Annotated in this window: 15 protein-coding genes and 1 pseudogene; 5 read left to right on the top strand and 11 right to left on the bottom strand. The window is 64.8% G+C overall.

The features are described 5' to 3' along the window. Positions 1–18 precede the first annotated feature (18 nt). From J2D77_RS01645 to ccmI, 4 genes and pseudogenes are all read left to right on the top strand, one after another. Positions 19–2,004, top strand: coding sequence for a heme lyase CcmF/NrfE family subunit (locus J2D77_RS01645; protein WP_207844454.1), 1,986 nt, complete (start codon positions 19–21; stop codon positions 2,002–2,004). Further along, positions 2,001–2,573: a DsbE family thiol:disulfide interchange protein gene (locus J2D77_RS01640; protein ID WP_230975399.1), complete on the top strand. Its 573-nt coding sequence runs from the start codon at positions 2,001–2,003 to the stop codon at positions 2,571–2,573. Before J2D77_RS01645 ends, J2D77_RS01640 begins: the two co-directional genes overlap by 4 nt. Next, a pseudogene (locus J2D77_RS01635) lies at positions 2,570–3,067 on the top strand (cytochrome c-type biogenesis protein); the annotation flags it as partial. The gene J2D77_RS01640 and the pseudogene J2D77_RS01635, both read left to right, overlap by 4 nt. A 59-nt stretch (positions 3,068–3,126) precedes the next feature. Beyond that, positions 3,127–3,858 carry a c-type cytochrome biogenesis protein CcmI gene (gene ccmI, locus J2D77_RS01630; RefSeq protein ID WP_207844450.1) on the top strand — a complete coding sequence of 244 codons (732 nt, stop codon included), beginning with the start codon at positions 3,127–3,129 and terminating at the stop codon, positions 3,856–3,858. A gap of 181 nt (positions 3,859–4,039) precedes the next feature. Here ccmI and J2D77_RS01625 read toward each other — a convergent pair whose 3' ends face one another. Continuing rightward, entirely contained in the window at positions 4,040–4,570 is a 531-nt protein-coding gene (locus J2D77_RS01625; protein WP_207844448.1) for a hypothetical protein, read from the bottom strand. Between the two features lie 89 nt (positions 4,571–4,659). Beyond that, on the bottom strand, positions 4,660–5,028 hold the full coding sequence (locus tag J2D77_RS01620) for a YidB family protein (protein WP_207844446.1): 369 nt from the start codon (positions 5,026–5,028) through the stop codon (positions 4,660–4,662). 201 nt (positions 5,029–5,229) lie between these two features. Between J2D77_RS01620 and J2D77_RS01615 the strand changes: the two genes are divergently transcribed. Beyond that, positions 5,230–7,413 carry an FUSC family protein gene (locus tag J2D77_RS01615; protein ID WP_207844444.1) on the top strand — a complete coding sequence of 728 codons (2,184 nt, stop codon included), beginning with the start codon at positions 5,230–5,232 and terminating at the stop codon, positions 7,411–7,413. Positions 7,414–7,712: 299 nt separating this feature from the next. Here the strand turns inward: J2D77_RS01615 and J2D77_RS01610 are convergent, their stop codons facing one another. The 9 genes from J2D77_RS01610 to J2D77_RS01570 all read right to left on the bottom strand — a co-directional run bounded on the left by J2D77_RS01610 (position 7,713) and on the right by J2D77_RS01570 (position 20,710). Continuing rightward, the gene (locus tag J2D77_RS01610) at positions 7,713–8,585 is read right to left on the bottom strand and encodes an ion channel (RefSeq protein WP_407927071.1); all 873 of its coding nucleotides are present in this window, start codon (positions 8,583–8,585) and stop codon (positions 7,713–7,715) included. 458 nt (positions 8,586–9,043) lie between these two features. Then, positions 9,044–10,204, bottom strand: coding sequence for a hypothetical protein (locus J2D77_RS01605; protein WP_230975398.1), 1,161 nt, complete (start codon positions 10,202–10,204; stop codon positions 9,044–9,046). Then, positions 10,201–11,151 carry an MlaD family protein gene (locus tag J2D77_RS01600; protein WP_207844440.1) on the bottom strand — a complete coding sequence of 317 codons (951 nt, stop codon included), beginning with the start codon at positions 11,149–11,151 and terminating at the stop codon, positions 10,201–10,203. The genes J2D77_RS01605 and J2D77_RS01600 overlap by 4 nt, the downstream gene beginning before the upstream one ends. Continuing rightward, positions 11,151–11,852, bottom strand: a complete 702-nt coding sequence (locus tag J2D77_RS01595; protein WP_207844432.1) for an ABC transporter ATP-binding protein — start codon at positions 11,850–11,852, stop codon at positions 11,151–11,153. The genes J2D77_RS01600 and J2D77_RS01595 overlap by 1 nt, the downstream gene beginning before the upstream one ends. Further along, the gene (locus J2D77_RS01590) at positions 11,852–12,760 is read right to left on the bottom strand and encodes an MlaE family ABC transporter permease (protein ID WP_230975397.1); all 909 of its coding nucleotides are present in this window, start codon (positions 12,758–12,760) and stop codon (positions 11,852–11,854) included. The genes J2D77_RS01595 and J2D77_RS01590 overlap by 1 nt, the downstream gene beginning before the upstream one ends. Next, positions 12,757–15,078: an adenylate/guanylate cyclase domain-containing protein gene (locus tag J2D77_RS01585; RefSeq protein ID WP_207844427.1), complete on the bottom strand. Its 2,322-nt coding sequence runs from the start codon at positions 15,076–15,078 to the stop codon at positions 12,757–12,759. The genes J2D77_RS01590 and J2D77_RS01585 overlap by 4 nt, the downstream gene beginning before the upstream one ends. Positions 15,079–15,417: 339 nt before the next feature. Then, on the bottom strand, positions 15,418–16,926 hold the full coding sequence (locus tag J2D77_RS01580) for a Ppx/GppA phosphatase family protein (protein ID WP_207844424.1): 1,509 nt from the start codon (positions 16,924–16,926) through the stop codon (positions 15,418–15,420). Between the two features lie 90 nt (positions 16,927–17,016). Beyond that, positions 17,017–19,656 (bottom strand): RNA degradosome polyphosphate kinase, encoded by a 2,640-nt coding sequence (locus tag J2D77_RS01575; RefSeq protein ID WP_230975395.1) that lies wholly within the window; start codon positions 19,654–19,656, stop codon positions 17,017–17,019. A gap of 253 nt (positions 19,657–19,909) precedes the next feature. Further along, positions 19,910–20,710, bottom strand: a complete 801-nt coding sequence (locus J2D77_RS01570; protein ID WP_207844421.1) for a P-loop NTPase family protein — start codon at positions 20,708–20,710, stop codon at positions 19,910–19,912. Positions 20,711–20,748: the final 38 nt, after the last annotated feature.

Below are 20,748 nucleotides of genomic sequence, written 5' to 3'. Positions count from 1 at the left end.
GGGAGCCCGACCCCTGATATGCTGAGCCCCGAACTCGGACACTACGCCCTTGCCCTCGCCTGCGTGCTGGCCGGGGTGCAAGGTATTCTGCCCCTTATTGGCGCGCAAAGGCGCAATGCGCGGCTGATGGCGCTGGCCCCGGGCCTGGCGGTGGGGCAGTTGATCGCCCTTGTCTGCGCCTTTGCCTGCCTGATCAACGCCGCCGTCACGGATGATTTTTCCGTCCAGAACGTGGCGGCCAACAGTGCCGTCTCCAAGCCGCTGCTTTACAAGATCACGGGCGTATGGGGGAACCATGAAGGCTCCATCCTGCTGTGGGCGCTTATTCTCAGCCTGTGCGGGGCGGCTGTTGCCGCTTTCGGGCGCAGCCTGCCCACCGCCCTGCGCGCACGCGTCATTGCCGTGCTGGGCCTTGTAGCGACCGGCTTCGAACTGTTCTGCCTGACCACATCGGACCCGTTCGCCCGCGTCTGGCCCGCCCCCATGGACGGGCGCGGCATGAACCCCCTGCTTCAGGACCCGGGCCTGGCCTTTCACCCGCCCGTTCTCTACACGGGCTATGTGGGCTTTGCCGTTCCTTTCGCCTTTGCCATCGCAGCCCTGATCGAAGGCCGGGTGGATGCCGCCTGGGGCCGCTGGGTGCGCCCATGGGCCGTGGCGGCCTGGTGCTTCCTGACCTGTGGCATCGCCATGGGGTCATGGTGGTCCTATTACGTGCTGGGCTGGGGCGGCTACTGGTTCTGGGACCCGGTCGAGAACGCATCCCTCATCCCCTGGCTGACCGGCACGGCGCTGATCCATTCCGCCATTGTGGTGGAAAAGCGCGAGGCCCTGAAAATCTGGACCGTGCTGCTGGCGATCGGCACGTTTTCCTTCTCGCTTTCGGGCACGTTCCTTGTGCGGTCGGGCATTCTCAATTCCGTGCACGCATTCGCCAACGATCCGGCGCGCGGGGTGTTCATTCTGGGCCTGCTGGGCGTTGTGATCGGCGGGTCTCTGGCCCTGTTCGCCTATCGCGCACCCTCGCTGACGGCGGGCGGACTGTTTGCCCCGCTCTCGCGCGAAGGGGCTCTGGTGCTCAACAACATCCTGCTGTGTTCGATCTGTGCGGTGGTGCTGACAGGGACCATGTACCCGCCGTTCATGTCCTTGCTGTTCGATCGCACGATTTCGGTCGGCAAGCCGTTTTTCGATGCGACGACCATCCCGCTGGCCCTGCCCCTGTTCATCTTCATGGGCTTTGGCCCCATGCTGCCGTGGAAACGCGCGCAGCTCTGGCCCGTGTTGCAAAAGCTCTGGCTGGCCGCCTGCGTAAGCGGGATTGCCGTCGTGGTCGCAACAATCCGGCTCTCGGGCGTGCTGCCCGTTCTGTGTGCGGCGGCGGCGGTGTGGATCATCGGCTCCAGTATCACGGATATCGCAACCCGCACCAAGCTGTTCCGCACATCTTTTGCCAACAGCGTGCACCGTGCGCGCATGCTGCCGCGCGCCATTATCGGCACCGCCATCGCGCATGCGGGGGTAGGCATTACGGTGCTGGGGCTGGCCGCCATGTCGCAGGCGCAGCACCGCATTGTCGAGGTTCCCATCGGCACGACCGAGCATCTGGCTGGCTATGACTGGACGCTGACCAACGTCACGCAGGAGCCCGGGCCCAACTACACCGCCATGGCCGCCACGCTGGAAGTGCGCCGCCACGGGCAGCTTGTCACGGTCATGCACCCGTCCAAGCGCAGCTTCAACAGCCAGAACCAGACCACGACGGATGTGGCCATCCACACCAACCTGATGGCCGACCTGTACGGCGTATTGGGCGACCGGCACGGGCCGGACAGCAATCCCACCTATGTGCTGCGCCTGCATTACAACCCGCTGGCACCGTGGATGTGGCTTGGCGCGCTGGTCATGGCCTTTGGCGGTGCGCTATCCCTGTCCGACCGGCGCGTGCGGGTGGGGGCTCCACAGCGCGCGCGTTCTTCCACCGCCACGGTAAGCGTATCATGACCACACCAGACACCACCACACGCCGCCGCCTGCTCATGGCCCTGCCGCTGGCCGGGGCCGGGGCTGTCGGGGTCGCCTTCTGGAAAATGCTCTCGGGCATGGAACAGGGCTCGTTCAACCCGCACGATATCCACGCACCAGCGCTCAACCGCCCGGTGCCGGACTTCACCACACCCGATCTTGCCCCCGGCAAGGGTTTCGGCACGGCGGATCTGCGCGGCCTTACCCAGCCCATCGTGCTGAATTTCTTTGCGTCGTGGTGCATCCCCTGCCTTGCGGAAATGCCCATCCTCATGACCCTGAAGGAGCAGATCCCGCTCTGGGGCATTGCCTACAAGGACAAGCCCGAGGATGCAGCCGGTTTCCTGCGCCATTCGGGCAACCCGTTCAGCCGGCTGGGCCTTGACCAGGATGGCCGGGTGGGGATCGAATGGGGTATTTCGGGCGTGCCCGAAACATTCCTGATCGGGCCGGGCGGGGTGATCCGCTGGCATAGCGCCGCACCCCTTGGCGAAGACACGATCCGCGACACGCTTATTCCCCTCGCCCGGACGTTGAAGACACCATGAACTGGCTTCGCCTTGCCTGCGCGACAGCGCTCGGGTTCTATCTGGCCGTGGCCCCTGGGCTGAGCTTCGCGGTGGACGACCCTTCCGAAATGCTGCCCGACCCGAAGGCCGAAGCCCGGGCAGAAGCCATAGGGGCGCAGTTGCGCTGCCTGGTCTGCCAGAACGAGTCCATTGAGGACAGCAGTGCCGGACTTGCGCGCGACCTGCGCCGCGTGGTGCGCGAGCATGTAGCCAAGGGCGAGAACAGCCAGCAGATCATGGACTGGATGGTCAGCCGCTATGGCAACTTCATCCGCCTGCGCCCTGCCTTTTCCTTCGGCACGGTCCTGCTGTGGGGCATGCCGGTGCTGGCCGTGCTGTTAGGAACTGGTGCGGCCGTGCTGTTCTACCGCCGCCGCGCAAGCCAGCCCCCACCCGCGCCGCTGACACCGGAAGAAGAAGCCCGGCTGGCCAGCCTGACCGCACGCGCCCCGCAGGACAAAGGTTCGGCAGATGAGCACCCGGCAGACACGGGCCCGGCAGACAGGGACCCGACGGGCAAGGGAGAGAACGTATGATCTGGCTTTCCATCGCATTGCTCAGCCTGATCGCCCTTGCGCCTGCGGCATGGGGTCTGTGGCGACGGGACCGGGAGATCCGGGATGAACGCAGCGCCGCCCTGGTGCTGCACGGCGCGCAACTGGCCGAGGTGGACCGCGACCTGGCCATAGGCCTGATCGCGCCCGAGGAACACGGTGTGGCCAAGCTGGAAATCCAGCGCCGCATTCTGGCGGCCGATATACCCGCCCCCGGCGGGCCGGCCGTCACCACCGCGCGTTGGGGCTGGGTCATGCTGGTGCTGGCCCCTTTCCTGGCCGTGGCCCTTTACCTGACCAATGGCATGCCCTTTCTGCCGGCCCAGCCGCTGGGGCCGCGCCTGGTCGCGCGCCACATGCAGGACCAGAAGGATGACGCGGTCGTGGCGCAACTTCGCCAGGCCCTGGCCACCCTGCCCGAGACCGACCCCAACCTGCGACAGGGCTACCTGCTGCTGGGCCAGGCGGAAGCGGGGCGCGAACATTACGCCGCAGCCGCCGATGCCTGGGGCCACGCCCTGGCCCTGGGGTTCGAACCCGAACTGGCCGCCCGCACGGCAGAAGCCCTGACCCGGGTGGACCAGCACGTGACCCCGCAGGCGCTGGACCTGTTCCGCAAGGCGCTGGACGCCGCACCCAAGGATGCCCCCTGGCGTGACGCCGCCCAGGCCCGCATAGCCCAGGGTGAACACGAACTGGCCAATCCGTGACAGGGGCGCGCAAGCCCCGTCCATAGTCCTGCTCACCAGCACGGACGGCGCCACCAGGCCGGCATGGCAGGACCGTTCCGAACCGCCCTGCCCTCACCGACCCGGTAGCGGGCGGGTGATTGCAGGGCGTGGGACCGGGCTTACGGGTAACTGTTACGGGTAATCGAAAAGAACGCGGGTATCAGAACCCGCCGCCCTCGCGCACGGTTGCGGGCCGGGCCCATAGCTGCGAGACAGGCCGACGCTGCGGCGGGCGCGGCTGGCAGGAAATGAAATACAGCCCGACCACGAACACGATGTTGGAAAATGCATTGAACCACACCGCCAGGCTGAAGGCGGCAGGGGCGGTCATGGCCTGATAGACCACATAAAGCGTGAACGGGATGGACAGGATCCGCACGCCCAGCAGCATCTGCCGCAGCGGGTTGGCCATGCCGACCTTGACCAGCATCCGCAGCCGCCCCAGGCCGAAAAAGAAGCTGACGCACAGGGCCCAGATCAGCACGTTGAAGATCATGTTGCCAAAGTCGTTCATGCCGGTCACGACAAAAACGGCAATGATGGAGACCGCCGACAGCAGCACCGAACCGAGCTGGCAGCTCATCCCCAGTTCAAACGCGGGAAAGCGCTCCGGCAGCCGGTCAGCCAGTGGCTGACACAGCTCATCCAGCAGCCATGCGTCCACGCGTGTAATACGTTCACCCAGAGTCATGGCGATACTGTAACGCAATCACGCGCGTTATGCACGACCGCCAGGCATTCTGGCGGCGTGCTTTGCAGGACGGGCTTTCTGGCGCTTTTTCAGGCGCTCTTTTCCGGGGTGGCGGGCAGCACGCCATCGGGCGTCTTGGCGTTGACGGCAGCAGGCAGGAAATGGGCCAGTGCGCTCAGCACGCTATCGGCGGGCAGGCCAGTGCGTTCCACCAGGTCATGCACGGCGCCGCTGCCCAGAATGTCGTGAATTTCATCTGGGGTTACGGGCAGGTTCCCGCTCTGGCTGACCCACGAACGCACCTTGTCGCCCAGGCCCGCCTGATCGGCCTTGTCCAGCAGGGCCTGGACGTTCTGGGGCTGGAGCCAGGTCTGGACCTGCTGCTGGATGGCGTTTTGCGCATCCACCCCCAGTACGCTCCCGACCTTACCCAGGATATTCTGAAAAAATTCGGACATTTCGGCCTTCCTTCGCTGGCATGGCTTAAATACTATCGCTTCGGTTGGCGCGGCTGCCGCCCGTGCGGGCCGCCACGCGTTCTCCTTACCGGCGATAGCTGATATGCAAATGAACCTACAAGGAAAAACTGGGAAAACACGCTACGCTTCCAAGCCTTAGGCCATGCCTTTCTCCCCTCAGCCGCAAACAAAGTAGACCCCGTGTCCAGTCTTTCATTTTCCCTGCTCTCCCGGATCGGCTCCCTACGTGATTTTCATCCATTGCGGCGGCCTTCGGGGCCGGGGCGGCGGCGTCTGGCATGGCTTCTGGCACCCACGCCCGCGGCCGTGGGCTTTGCCCTGTGCACCACCACAGCAGCGCTGATCGCACTTGTCATCGCGCTATGGATGGAACTGGATGACCCCCAGTGGGCCGCAATGACCGTATGGATCGTAGCCCAGGGATCACGCGGGGAAAGTCTTTCAAAGGCGCGCTGGCGTCTGGTCGGCACGGGTATTGGCGTTGTCATGTCCATTACGCTGATCTCGGCCTTCAACCAGAATGCGTGGCTCTTTTTCCCAGCCCTCGCCCTTTGGCTGGGCGGGTGCTGCGGGCTTGCCACGCTCGTGCGCAACTTCCGTTCCTACGCGCTGGTGCTGGCGGGCTATACCACGGCCATTATCGCCATTGCGGCCATTCCCCACCCCGAAAACGTGTTCATGACCGCCATGTCGCGCGCCACGTATATCGTGCTGGGCATTGTCTGCGAAAGCACGGTGGCGGGGCTGTTCGCCCATAACCTGGCCCAGACTGCGCGCCGGAACATCCGCGACAAGCTGCGCACGGCATTGGGGAATGTTTCAAGCTCGGTCGCCAGCCTGCTCTCGGGCGATCGGGAGGCCATGATCCGCTCGCGCGCCATGTTCGGCCCCATTCTCTCGATCAATGACCAGATCGAATTTTCCGAAATCGAAATGGGTCCGCACGGACATGAAGGCGACCACGCCCGCGCAGCACTTGCCGCGGTTTCGGTGCTGCTGTCCCGCGGGCTGGGCATGGCCGTGCGCCTGCAATACGTCCAGACCGACCAGCCCGCCTTCCGCGAAACGGCGGCGCGGGTCAGCGAATTCCTGACATCGGTCCCCCAGCGTCTGGACACGGATGAGGAAGTGCAGGCCCTTTTGCGCGACCTGCAACTGCTGCGCGCGGAATGCCACCAGCAGATCGTGGATGCGCTGACGCGTGAAATCGGCACCGCCTTTGGCCCGCACGAGCATAATACCGGCATTTCCGCCCTGCTGGACGGCCGCATCCTGCATAATGCGCTTGATGAGCTTCTGGGCGAGCTTGAACAGGGTATTCGCGAATACGATGCCAGCCAGCATTTCGTGCGCGGCGACCATTTTCATTTCCGCCTGCAATCGCATGTGGACAAGCGCGAGGCCCTGTATAACGGCGTACGCGCGACGGTTGCCATTGCCTCCGCCGGGTTGGTGTGGGAATGCACGGCCTGGTCGGCAGGGCTTGGGTTCATAACCTTTGTCGCGGTTGTCTGCGGGCTGTTCGCCACGCGTGAAAACCCGGTGGTGGCGACAAGCCAGTTCATGGTGGGCAGCCTCTGGGCGGCCGTGGTCGCGTTCTTCCTGGTGTTTGTAGTACTCCCCACCCAGGAAAACTACGAAATGCTGGTGGCAACCCTGGCCCTGCCCATGTTCGCAGGCGGGCTTGCCGCGCGTAATGCAGGCACGGCCCTGCATTCGGCCGCCTATACGCTGCTTTTGCCCAATTTCGTGCATCCGCTCAACCAGGGGCGGGTCAGTGAGGTTGCCTGGTTCAATTCCACCTTCGCCATTCTGGCCGGTGTGTTTTTCGCGGTGCTGATCTTCCGCGCCGTGCTGCCGTTCAACAGTGCGGCCGAGCGGTGGCGCATGCGCCGGACCATGCTGCGCGACCTGCGCACCCTGGCCTCGGCCGAGCCCATTCCCATGACGCGCGACTGGATCGGCCGCAATACCGACCGTTTCTCGCGCCTGATCCGCCATGCCGGGCCAACGCCTTCACCCACGATCGAAGGCTGCCTGCAAGGCACCCTGGCAGCCATGACGATCGGGCTGAACATCATTCGGCTGCGCACACTGCTCAAGCGTGACCATATTCCGCCCGCCGCCCGCCGCGCGATTGAAATCGTCATGCTGCGGATGAGCAATTTTACCGGCAAATACGGCCATACCGCCCATGCCGCGCGCGTGGCCACCGCCGCCCTGCGCCGCATGGAACGGGTGGAGCCCAATATTACCACCCGTATCGAACTGACCCGCGCCATCGCCTATCTGATCGTGGTCTCGCACGAACTCGATGCGAACGCGGTGTTCCTGGATGCCTCCAAACCCTACCGCGCCAGTTAAGAGCCTGTTCCATAACGCCTGGCCGATCATTAAAAATAAAAGTTCCCGGATGTCGCCGTTTTCGAAAAAAGCTTCACCAAAAATTTTTAGGACCTTGCTGGGCGTTTCACAGGTTAATGGACCAGACCCGCGGGCATGATGCACCGCAGACACGGCACACAAAGCCGACAGGGTTTAACAGGATACCAGAGAGTGAAAGGCCGCGGCGCTCTACTGCCCCAAGCCGTTGGAAAAAGCCCGAAACCTGTCGGGCCTAAACGGGGCCAAAGCCCCCTGCTGCGGGCCTTGGGTTGCCGAGCCTAATGCTCTTCCACATCGTGGAAGCGGCTGTAATCGACGGCAATCCGGCCATCGGGGCGGCTGAGGACGATATCGACAAAGCGATGGTTGTGATGCACCCGGTCGAAGCGGTACGCCGTTCTGGCGAACACCGTCTGGCCCAGCGCTTCGTCCGTTCCTGTGACCGTAATGATGATTTCAGCCGACTGGGCTTCAAGCTCTGCCAGGGTCTTTCCGTGCAGCGGACTGTCCGGCCCTATGACATGGGCCAGCACGAAGGCAAAGCGCAGGACGGGCACATGAGACTGGACCAGCAGAAGCTGGTCGAACTTGCGCACCAGATGCCCGCTGTCGCTCATGACCAGGCGCGACAGGGCGACCTCGATATCGACTGACAGAATAACGCTGATCCGCTGGTTGGCGATACGCACGCACAGGGCGGGAATACCGCCTTCGTTGCTGATGACCGCCTTGTCGCTGAACATCACACGCGCCCGCGGCCGGGCAAAGCGTGCAAAGATCACCCCCGTCATCAGGGCGGTGACCATCATGCCCAGAAAGACCTCGACCGAGACAACGATATTGGCGTACGGCCCCACGGGGGTCATGCCGCCATAGCCCACGGTGGAGAGCGTCTGCACGCTGAAGAAAAACAGCGACAGCAGCGTATGCGGCCCCAGGTTGGAAATCTGGTCCGGAGCCTGGGCATACAGCAGCGCGAAAAACAGGTTGACCAGCAGGTAGGATACGACGGCAATCGCCATGAAGGCGGGCCAGCTTGCCGTCAGCGCGTGGTGGTAGAGATCCGTCCACACACTGTCCTTCAGGCCGACGCGGACAATCTCGCTATGGTTCTTCTCATTCGCCAGCACGTGGTCGCGAAAACGCCGCATGACATCGTGCGACGACAGATGAAATTTCTTTGTATCGGCGTGCCCGTGATCAGCCCCGTGGGGCGGGCGGTGCCTATGCCCCGCATCCTGGGCTGCGGGACCGGTCTGTTCTGCTGTGGGGTCGGCGTCGGGACGGTCCGCGACGTGGTGCTGTTTTTTCCTGTAGCGATGCAAAATCCGCTTCATGGCCAATGCTCCGTGCATCGGCTCGCAAAAGGCCAATGCTGTTAGCCAGCCTGTTGCATATTGCCCGGACCCTGTGCTCGCCTAATTCTGCATGGAACCCCTGCGCCCGTTCGCCGCAGCCCGGTCCGTACGGCCAGGACACCCGGTTACGCTGGCTGCACGCCCCCGGGTGGGCAGGAACATGCGCGGCATCACAACCCCGCGCGCCCGCAAGCCGGTGCGCGAAAACGGGGTTATGGGGCAAGAACAGCGCCCATGGTGGCGCATTGCCGTTACGGGGTGGCGTTATCCATATCGAAGGGGCGCAGGGGAACATCACCCGCGTTACGCCCCCAACTGGCGGCATCGCCCCCTGTGCCTGCGTTCGCTGCCCCGGCGGAGGCCGCCAGGGACTGGCCCACAGCCGCCGACCCGGCAATTGCCGCCTCGGACGCGGCAGCGGGCAGCGTCGTGGTGGACGAGCCATTCTGGGCGGCGGCACTTTGCGCAGCACGCGCCCATAGCGCCTTGGCCCCCGGCTGGTCCCCGCTGGCATTGGCCAGTTCGGCCGCCAGCGCCAGCACACGCGACATATCCCGATAAGCCCCATTGTCACGCAGCAACGCGGCTGCGTGTTCAGCCAGCGCCCGACCCCGCGCGGGGTCGGATGCACGCAGGGCACGGGCCTGGATTTCACTCAGGGCGGCCTGCTGCATCGCCTGCTGCGGGGCGGAGAGCGTTTTTGACCGCGCCCCCTGTCCGGCCAGATAGGCTTGGGCCTCGCTCAACCCGGTGGCATCCCCCCGCTTGTCCGCGGCAAGGCCCGCCACCAGGGCCGCGCGCATGCCCGCAGCCCCATCGCCCGCCGCCATGACATGGGCCGCCAGTTCCTGCGCCTGCGCGTACTGCCCCAGCCGGTAACGGGCTGCGGCTTCCACAAGGTCCAGGAACGGCATGGAGGTTGCCTGGCGCAGGGCTACGGCCTGCCGGGTCGCGGTTATGCTGGCCAGGGCTTGGGCGGGCTGGTTGGCCGCCAGTTGCGACACGGCCAGATCGTACCCTGCTTCGGCAATGTTGGGGGCACTGTCACGCACCAGCGCCAGATCGGCCGCCTTGCGGTACTGCGTTGCCGCAACACTGTAACGCCCCAGTGCGAAGGAATCCTCCCCCGCGGTCATGAACTGGTCCCAGGTCTCGTCATCGCGGACGGTGGGGTTTTGCGCGCCACCCCCGCAGCCCGCCAGCAGCAAGGGCAGGCCAAGCACGGCCCCGCGCAGCAGGCCGCGCAGGCTCCGCCCGCCCGCACCCCGATCCGCAACACCCCTTTCCGCCCCGCCTTTGCCGCTCAGCAGCCGGCGGGCCCGATCGCCCTGTGCCGCACCACTGTCGAACAGTCCCCCACATGCCAGACCATGGGCGGGGCGTGTGGCCTGCTTGCCCATGCGCCGCGTCATGGCCGCACCTGCTCGGGTGCGAGACGCTTGTGGCGCGTGACCTTCTGACCGCCCAAAAGCCACATGCCCCGCAACTGGTCCGTCAGTTTTTCCAGCCCGTACAGCGTGGTCTGGGCCTGGGCCAGCAGGGCCGGAAGATCGGCGGTGCCCGCTTCCACATTGGCCGCGATCCCGCCCAGATGCGGCGTCGCCCCCTTGAGGTCGTTGGAGGCGGATTTCAGGTTGCCCATTGTCGCATCCGTTTTCTTCATGACGCCGGAAATCTGCTGCTCGATGGGTTTGAGACGGTTTATCACGTCATCGAGCGAGGCAATGACCGCCTCGGACCGTCTGATAAGCTGGTCATTGGTCATGAGCTGGCCCACCGTGCCCTTGCCCGCATGCATGTCGGTAATGGTGGAATCGAGCTGGGCCATCATGTGTCGCGCGCTGGCCAGTGCAGGCATGATCTCGGCCTGGATGCTGTTCAGCGTGGCGGTGATCTGGTCCGCCGGGTTGGGTGCAGGGGAGGCGGAAATAACCGCATAGGTCCAGTCCATGGGCTCACCCGAGCCACGGCTGAGGTCGAGGTAGGACGCGCCGGTGACGATCAGCTGCTTGCGGATAAGGGCCGTGCTGTCGCGCCGGATGAAGGGCTTGGCCTGCGGGTCCAGGTCGACATTGGCGTACATGTTGCCCGACGGGTTGAGCTTGATGGCGCGAATGGTGCCCGCATGCGCCCCCATGAGCTGGACATCCCCCCCCACGGTCAGCCCGCCCACGCCTGATGCCGGCAGCACCACCTGCAGCCGGGCGGGCGGTGTCAGCCAGTCGCGCAGCACACCCGCCTCCACCACAGATCCCACAAAAATGGCGACGCTGAGGAGAACGAGAAACCCCACCCATTCATCCGCATAGCGCAGGAAGATAAGTGGCTTGACCTTCTGTCTTAAGCGGAGCTGAAACATTACGCCATCCGTACTGCTGCTAGACCGTCATCGGCAAGCCGCCAGCTTGCCGTAATACCCTGGCGGTAACGCTGCCAGACGGCATTGCCACGTACCAGCCAGATCACACCCGCACCCCGGTCCCGCGCCTCGGTAATCGCACCCAGGAAGGGGTTGGCCAGTTCCTGCGGGCCACCCTCGAGCGGGTCCTCGAGCAGGAGCAGGTGGGGCCGCCCCAGAAACGCCCGCACGCAGGCCGCACGGCACAGATCCGTATCGGACAGGAGTGCTGGGCTGAGCGTGGGCAGGCCGGGCAGGCCGAACCATTCCGCCAGGCGCGCGGCTTCCTGCAACAGGTCGTCCTGCGGGCGGGTGGTGTGGTGAAGCTGCTGGAGCATGATGGCGATATGGGTGGGCACGAATTCCGGCCAGCTTGCCCGGCGCGTGATCCGCCCGATCCGCCCGCGCAGCGCGTTCAGCGCGCGGTCCTTCATCTGGGTCCAGTCCAGCCCCATGAACGAGACATTGCCGCCGTCGAGCGGGACAAGGCCGCTGCAGATATCGGCGAACATGGTCGCGCGCGCCGCATCGCGCACCTCCACCACCACGCAGTCGCCGGGCATCAGCTTCATGCTGAAGGGCAAGGGCGGGAGCCCGCTTTCCTCGAAGGAGGGAATGGCCTTGTTCAGTTCCAGAAGAGGGCCGGAAGAATAGGTTTCCATTACAGTTCCAGACTGAACAGAACGCTGACCACCATGACGATCAGCATCCCGCGGGAAAACCCGCGCGGCAACAGGGAGCGCAGCGTATCCGTATTGGTGGCGGTCAGCCCGGTCAGGCAGCCGCCCAGCCCCACGACAAAGCCCACCGTAATGAACTTGAGCGGAATGACCACGTAATCGGCCCCGGACATGGCTGTCACCACGTCATCGAAAAAGGTCCAGACGGGGTTGGTGATCACGCCGCTGATACGGCTCATGACATAGCCGGTGACAAGGGATGCGAACGAAAACAGGATGCCCAGCGTAAAGCCCGCCACCGTAAAGGCCAGCGTGCGCGGCATGACCAGCAGCAGAAACGGGTCCACCCCCACCGCCTGCATGGAGCGGATTTCCCCGCCGATGGTCAGAAGCCCCAGCTCGGTCGTGGACAGCATGCCGTTGCGCCCCAGCAGCAGCACCCCCACCAGAATGGGGGCGATTTCGCGCACCACCACGTTGATCAGGATCGATCCGGTCATTTTGGCAAGACCCGTCAGACCCAGCCAGTAAATGACCTGCGACACGGCGGCCAGCCCGGTCAGCACCCCGGCGAACAGGGTAGCCACCAGGCCGCCACGGATAATGCTGTTCATGGTGCTGACAAATTCGTACCGCACCGTCCGCCGCCAGGAATGGGCGCGAAAGCTTTCGTAGATCACGCCCCATGACGCACCCAGCATGATCAGCATGAAACGGGCCTGCCGGCGTGTCAGCCGCCCGATCCAGGCCAGCTTGCGCTGCCCCCATTCCAGCACCGACACCCTGCGTGCGCGCCGGCCTGCCACAAGGGGGTCATGCGCATCGGGCATGAGCCGGTGTTCCTGGCTTTCGTTGTCCGCTTCGGGTTCGGGGGGCAGGTGCTCGCTCATCGGCGTGCCGCCAGCGTGTAGGCCCGCCCAAGCCCCAGATGCGGCGCGAAGAACGCACCCCGGCTGCGGAACAGGTAGCGGTCACGCAGGGCGGCATAGACGCGCTCCGTCACCTGGATAACCCCCGGGTCGGATGCCCCTTCGGCCATGAGTTCGGCCAGGGAGACAGTCTGCCCCCACAGGTTGAAGACCTTGGGGCTCTGCCCCACCGCACCGCCGAAAGCCGTGCCGTAGTCGATCCCCATGGTGAATACGGGTTCGAGGTCGGCGGCAGCCAGGGCTGCCATGAAGGTCTCGCGCATTCTCAATGCCGCATCTGCAACGCGGCTCAGGGCACCAGGGTCGGGGGCGGCGGTGCAGCCCGCCATGCAGATCATGCGGTGGCCCGCCACCTCGACCGCGAAAAGCTGCTCTTCCGCCGCGATGGCCTGCACATCCATCGCCAGCTGGTTGATCAGGGTGATAAGGGCCGTCACCTCCTGCTCGCCCTCCACCACCGGGTCGGAGAAGGTGATGACCAGCACGGCCACGGAGGAATAGATGCTTGCGCCCTGCAATGTCTCAAGCTCGGGCACGTGCATCAGCATGTTGTCGGTCAGCACCGGGGCAAGGGCTGCCGGGGGTGGGCGATCGGGCGCCTGACCGGCCGGCGCCTGTGCGGCATGCTGTTCCAGAACCTGCTGGGCCGCAAAGCGCGTGCCCGCGATGTTGGTCGTCAGGTCCAGGAAATATTGCAGGTGCGGCAGCAGGGTGGGGTCTTCCAGGGCGATCATGCCCAGCACGCCCTTGGGCCCGGATACGGGATAGACCGCCAGGGTGCGCGTGCCGATCTCGCGCATGACCAGCCGTTCGAAGGCGGCCGTCCGTTCATCGGCGGCGGCGGTGCCGACCGTGAAGGGCGCGCCCTCGTTGATGGCTGCGAAAAACTTGGCCAGTTCCGGGCCACCCATTTCAAAGCCGCCGGTATGGATATCCTGCGTGAGATCATAGGATTCTTCGCAGACCATGGCCGCCCCGTCATGCAGGAAACGCCACAGGCTGGCGCGCCGGGCCTGGGTTACGCGGGCAAGCTGGGTTGTCAGCACCAGCGGTTCCACCGACGGGTCGAACAGTTGCGGGGCCATGGCCACCTGCCGCACGGCGGCACTTTCCAGCGTGATCTGGGCCTGCTGCGTGGCCAGTTGGCGCGTGCCGCGTTCCGTCCGGCGCACCTGCCTTATGAACAGCCCGCCCACGAATATCGAGAACACGACGATAATGCCCGCGAACTGAAGGCTCTGCCGACTGCTCTGGCGGCCAAAGCTTGCGAAATCCTGCGCGGGCACAGCAATCAGCAGCACCCAGCCTTCCGAATAGCGCGGCAGGGCCGAGGCCATGGTAATGTAGTGCTGGCCATTGGTCGTGACATTGTGCGGGCCAAAGCCCCGCACGCGGTAATGATCGTAACCAAGGGAGAAAACCGGTTCGTCCTTGGGATTGATCACCATCTTGTCGGGGTTCCACCCCGCGGCCCTGGCCTGCTGCGTCAGGTTCCGCCCCGCCATGATACGGCCCTTGCTGTCCACGATCATGGCGCTGCCGGAATTGCCGATCTTGATTTTTTCCAGATACGCGCTGAGCTGGTTGAGCGAAATATTCGCCGCGAACACCAGTGTATGGCCGTCCCCACCCTTGAAGCGGACGGAACTGGTCATGACGAACTGGCCATCATCGGGGAAGAGGAACGGCTGGGTCCATTTTATGCCGTTGACACCATTGGTATCGGCATACCAGGGCCGGGTGCGGGGGTCGTAATCCTTGGCGTCGGCATCCCACTCCTTCACCTTGGTGTCGTGTTCGTCATACAGTTCGTGGTGAAAGACGCGGCTTGTCCCCTTGCTGACCAGGCGCACGCGATCCAGCAGCCCTTTCTGGGTGCCGCGCGTCACCAGCATGAAGCTGCCCTGCTCGTCCGCCAGGTAAAAGGACTGGAGCTGCGGTGCCTCGCGCAGCACCGTGCTGGCGTAGGCATAGAAAACCCTGTCCTGCACCTGGACGGGGGCATGGGCGATCATGCCGCTGGCAACCTGGTTGCCGGTGACGGCGGGCATGATGTAATCCGCCACTTCCTGGCCGATATTAAGCTGCACGGCTTCGAGCAGTTCATGCGTCAGCCGCGAAACGCCTGCCTGGGTTGTCCGGTAGGAGGTGTAGCCCACCCACGCAATGGCCACCACGGCCAGGACGGTCAGAAAGAAAGGCAGCATCAGGTGCAACAGCACCCGCCGCATGGATGTCTCGTTCCGGATTGTGGGGTCAACGATCTCTTCAGAAGCCACGCAATGAGTCCCAGTGGTTGCTGGTCATATCCCGCCGGGCCCACGCACCTGCGGACAGACCCGAACATGGACCCCACCTGCCGAACAGGAGATGTCTCTTGCCCCTAACCTGCCCACAACCGCCCGCAATGTCCAGCCTTGCGCACCGGGAGGCTGCCCTTCACGCGGGCCTGTGACATGGGGGCACCACCAGAAAACACCATGCATGCGCCAAAGGTTTCGCACCCGATTACGGGTGCGCGTGGTGCCCGCTCATTGAAAAGGGACGCCGGCCATAAGCTCCCTGCCCGCCGGCACGCGCCATGGGGGCGCTGTTCGCGCAGCCGGGTGGGCGTGGTTTTAGCGGTCCGGCAGGTCCACGGCAAAGCGTGTGGGCACGTCCAGCGCCTGGCCCAGCCGTTCCAGGCCGCGCCGCACGCCCTCGCCCTTGACCGCCACCCGGGCGGATGTCAGCGTCAGCACCAGTTCGGTCCCCTGCCACGCAAGGGACGTGCCGTCGAGCAGGATGCCTGCCCCGCCGGAAAGGGAATAGGCCAGCCGCAGCGCCAGCCCCACGGCCACCGCACTGCGCCATTGGGCCTCGCCCAGCAACAGGCGGGACGTGCCAAGGAACGGGGCTGAAAGTTCCGCCGAATACCGCACCGCCAGGGCGAGCGACAGCCAGGCCCGGGCCTGATGGTCGAACCCCGCCCCCTGCACGCGCAGCACGCGCCAGTAGGTCTGCTCGGCCCTGTATTCGGGGTGGTCATGGCTGCCGATGTCGGACAGGTAGCAGGCAATGCCGCGCAGGTAGCGTTCGCGACTGCTCTCGGCGGGGTTGAGGCAGTCCGTCCAGTCGCGCAGGACGGCGGGCAGCGTGCTGCTGCGACCCAGCCGGTCGCACATCTCGCGCGCGACAGTTTCCATCGGGTCTTCGGCCAGGCGGTCGGGGGCGACGTTGAGCATGTACCACCCTTCGCGCAGGCCATCGACGCAGAACACGACCCTGTCGGGCTGGACCTTGCGGACAAGCCGCCGCAGGACGGTGGCGGCAAAAGGAACGTCGTCCAGCCTTTTGCGCGGTGCGCCGGGCAGGCGTTCAAGGGCGCGGCGCGGCGTATCCAGCAGCCACGATGTCATCTCCTGCGCGTCCCTGGCCTCAAGCGTATAGTAATGTACGATATTGAGCGGATACTGCTTGCGCGCGATATCCAGCCTGGCCAGGGCCCGGAACGCGCCCCCCACCAGGTACAGCGTGCTGCCCTGCATGCAGGTCAGCCACTTCACCTTGCCGATATCCTCGTCCGCCAGTTGGCGGGCGCGAGCCAGATCGCCTTCTGCCCGGTCGGACAGCCGGATCATGCCCAACGGCAGGGTCGTGACGTCGTGCCGCCCCTTGGCGCTGAGGTGGATGAGTTCGAGCGAGCCCCCACCCACATCCGCCACCACGCCCTCGGCCCCGGGAATGCCGCACATGACGCCGATGGCGGAATGATCGGCCTCTTCCTTGCCCGAAAGAATGCGCACGCTCACGCCCGGCATGGTGCGCCGTAGCATTTCGACAAAGGCGGGGCCGTTAGCCGCGTCCCGCACGGCGGCGGTGGCCAGGATTTCGAACGGCTCGGCCTGCATCGCCGTGGCAATGGCATGAAAGCGGCTGAGCACTTCCACGGCCATGCCAACACCTTCCTCGTTCAGGCGACCCGTCGCGGTCAGCCCCCGCCCCAGGCGCAGCACGGCCTTTTCATTGAAAATGGGCATCGGATTGCGCGACACGCCTTCGAACACCACAAGCCGTACCGAATTGGACCCAAGGTCCACCACTGCTGACCGACGCTGCATATCCGCTCCCTTTACCGTCACTGCCATGGCAGAAAACCCCTCTGCCCGGCAAGGTGCGCGCGCACCGCCAACCGGCAAATCCCGCACCGGCTGACGGAAACGGGCCCCCGGCGCGGATCAGACATCAATCATCAGATCCTGGGCCGATGACAGGGATGCCGGGGCACGGATGGGTGTTTCATGCGCAGCGGACCCCCGCCCGGAGAGGGAGGGATGGGTCATGAACCATTCATGCGCGGAAAACGGCTTGTTGCCCGCCGTAAGCCTGCGCCACACGCCGTTCTGTTCGAGAATCCAGGACTGGAGGTTGTCGCGCATGTTCGAGACCATGATCTGGTCCAGCACCTGGGCATGCACGGTGGGGTTGGTGATGGGCACCATGCTTTCGACCCGCCAGTCCATGTTGCGGGTCATCCAGTCGGCGGAGGAAATATAGACCTTGGCATGGCGCGAGGGCAGGCGGTGGCCGTTGCCGAACACGAAAATGCGCGAATGTTCCAGAAAACGCCCGACCACGGACTTGATGCGGATATTCTCGGAAAGCCCCGCAACACCGGGCCGCAGGCAGCATATCCCGCGTATGACGCCCACGATCTTCACCCCCGCACAGGAAGCGCGATACAGCGCATCGATCAGTTCGGGATCGACCAGGGCGTTCATTTTCAGCCAGATCAGCCCGGACCTGCCTGCCTTGACCTGGTCTATCTCATCCTCGATCAGGCGCAGCAGCGTCTTGCGGATGGTCATGGGCGAGAAGGCGATTTCCTCCATCTGCGCGGGCATGGCGTAGCCCGTCACATAATTGAACAGCCGCGCGGAATCGCGGGCAAGGGAGGGATTGCAGGTGAAAAAGGACAGATCGGTGTAAATGCGCGCGGTAATGGGGTGATAGTTGCCAGTGCCGAAATGGGCGTAGGACCGCACCACCGCCCCTTCGCGCCGCACCACAAGGCTGAGCTTGGCGTGGGTCTTCAGGTCGGCAAAGCCGAACACGACCTGCACGCCCGCCGCCTCCAGCGCGCGGGACAGGCGGATATTGGCTTCCTCGTCAAAGCGCGCGCGCAGTTCCACCATGGCGGTCACGGACTTGCCCGCTTCCGCCGCCTCGATCAGCGCCTTGACGATGGGAGAGTCGCGCGACGTGCGATACAGCGTCTGCTTGATGGCGATCACGTTGGGGTCGAGTGCCGCCTGGCGCAGGAACTGCACCACCACGTCAAAACTTTCGAACGGATGGTGGACCAGCAGGTCCTTGGCGCGGATGGCGGCAAAGCAGTCGCCGTTGAAATCCAGTATCCGTTCGGGAAAGCGCGGCGTATAGGCGGGAAACAGCAGTTCGGGCCGGTCATCGACGATCATCTGCCGCAGGTCGGCCACACCGATCATGCCCGAATGCACGGCTATTTCCTCGGGCGGGAGATCAAGGTCCGAGGCTATGGCTTCGGCCAGTTCGGCGGGCACGCGCTTTTCCATGTCCAGATGGATCACCACACCGCGGCGGCGGCGCTTGAGCGCTGTTTCATACGAACGCACGAGGTCTTCCGCCTCGTCCTCGAATTCCACATCCGTATCGCGGATCACGCGCAGGACACCACTTTCCCCCACCGTCAGGCCCGAGAACAGCCGGTCCATGAACAGGGTTATCAGATCCTCCAGCCGGATGAAGCGCACGGGTGGCGGGGGTATGACCTGGGCCGTGGGGTCCGCCACCTGCACGGCCAGCGACTGGCCGGCAGGCGGCATGGGGGCCGGCAGGCGGATGAAGCGTTCGATCTGCGCGGGCAGGAGGATCAGCGCGTTCATCGCGAACAGGCCCGTATCGGCGTAGAGCAGGCGCAGGCCCAGAGCCAGCCCCATATTGGGAATGAACGGCAGGGGATGGGCCGGGTCCACCGCCAGGGGCGTCAGGACGGGGAAAATACGGTCCATGAAGCATTTTTGCAGCCAGTCGAGATCGGCGTCGTTCAGATCCGCGGTTTCGCACAGTTCCACGCCCGACTGCGCCAGGCTGGGGCGCAGTTCGGTCCAGATCCGCTGCTGGGCCCGCAGCAGGCGCGCGCAGCGTTCGCGCACGGCTTCAAGCTGCTGGGCGGGGGTGCGACCATCGGGGGAGAGCTTGGTCAGCCCTTCGCGCAACTGCCCGACCAGACCCGCCACGCGCACGGAATAGAATTCGTCCAGGTTGCTGGCACTGATGGACAGGAACCGCAGCCGTTCAAGCAGGGGATTGCGGGCGTTATCGGCTTCCTCCACCACGCGCTGGTTGAAATCCAGCCAGGACAGTTCGCGGTTGATGAAGCGCTCGGGCGATGTCAGGGTAATCTGGCGCTCGGCTGTCCTGCGGCTGCGCCCGCCCGCCAGGGCCCGGCCTGCTGCCTTGTCCGCCACCGCCTTCTCTGCCTCGGCTTTTGACGTGGCCACCTTGCCCGCACCCGCTTTTTCGGCCGTCGTTTTTTCGGGGGCTGCCTTTTCGGGCGTCGGCTTGTCGTTCATTACTTTTTCGGTCGCTGCTTTTTCAGGCACGCCCTTGTCGATCACCGTCTTGTCGGCGGTTGCCTTTTCCGGTGCCCGTGCTTCGGGCACTTCCCCTTTGGCGACGCCCTTTGCCGCCTTGGCGGGTTTCCCCCTGGTCGTACCCCCCTTGGTCGCACTTGCTTTAACAGTCGTCCCTTTGGCGGCTGCCGCTTTGCTTCTGGCTTTCCTGGCGGGCAGGCGTGCTCCGGTTTCGTTTTCCGTCTTGTTATCCTGCGCCGTCATGTTGCCTTGCCCCCCGTATGCCTTGCAGCATGGTGCGCCGCAAAAGCTGTAAAAAACAGCCCCCGGCACACCGCCGCCCGTGAAAAAAGCATAATGCAAATCATGCCGTTCACGTAAAGCGCACCCGCGCCTTCAGGGGGCTGAGTCTTAAAACCATCATATTTCAGGCATTTTTCAGGGCGTTCTTTCGGGCGTTTTCCCGGGTGTTCCCTCTCGGGCGTTCTCTCGGGCAGTTTTCAGGCGCTCTCCTCTTTCAGGCGCTCTCGTCCTCGCGCTTTTGCAGGTTTTCCAGAACGCTGGCGGCAAGGCCGCGCGTGACCCCTCCGCCCGTGGCCAGGGCCGCCGCATCCAGCATGGCCACGCAGTCGCGCACCGCACCCGCACTGCGCGGCAGGCGGCGCAGCAGCCATTCCGTCACCTGGGGCGCCACCACCAACTGGCGTTCGGCCAGCAGGCGCAGCAGCAGGCGGCGCAGCAGGTCGCCAGAAGCCTGGCCTACAGGTACTGCCGCCGTTGCCCGCAGGCGGCTGAGCAGGTCCGGCAGGGCAAAATTCCAGCGCGAAGGCGGCAGGCGGGCGGCCATCAGCAACGCCATGCGCCGCTCGCGCGCAAGGTTGATCAGGTGCAACAGGTCCTGGGCACGGGGCACGCTTTCGGCATTGTCCAGCGCCATGGCCGCGAACCCGCCCTCTGTCAGCAGGGTGGCCACATCGCGCTCGTTCAGGCGGCTGCCCTGCATGATGGGTGCGCCGTACCGCCCCGCCCAGACCGAGAGCAGGTGCGTCTTGCCTGTGCCACTTTCCCCCCACAGGGCCATGCGCCCTTCGGGCCAGCGGCTGGCTGCTTCGGCGTCCAGCACCCATGCGCGCGCCGCCGCGTTGGAGGGGGCAGCCACGAAGTCCGACCGTCCGAATCGGGGGCGGTAGGCAAAGGGCAGCCCGATCTGTTCCGCCCCTGCGGGGTCGGCGCGGCTTACCTCCTGCCCCCGCAGGCCGCCACTTGAAGGCATGGCAGGGGCATTATGGGGGCTGTTTGTTTCATCAATCCGTGTCATGCCGCTTTGCGCGCCGCGTCTCCTGCCTTAAAGACTGT

This window comes from Acetobacter garciniae, assembly GCF_017377735.1.
In the GTDB taxonomy this organism is placed as follows: Bacteria; Pseudomonadota; Alphaproteobacteria; order Acetobacterales; family Acetobacteraceae; genus Acetobacter; species Acetobacter garciniae.
The sequence above is the reverse complement of the archived record's forward strand: the minus strand, read 5'-3'. Positions and strand labels throughout refer to the sequence as shown.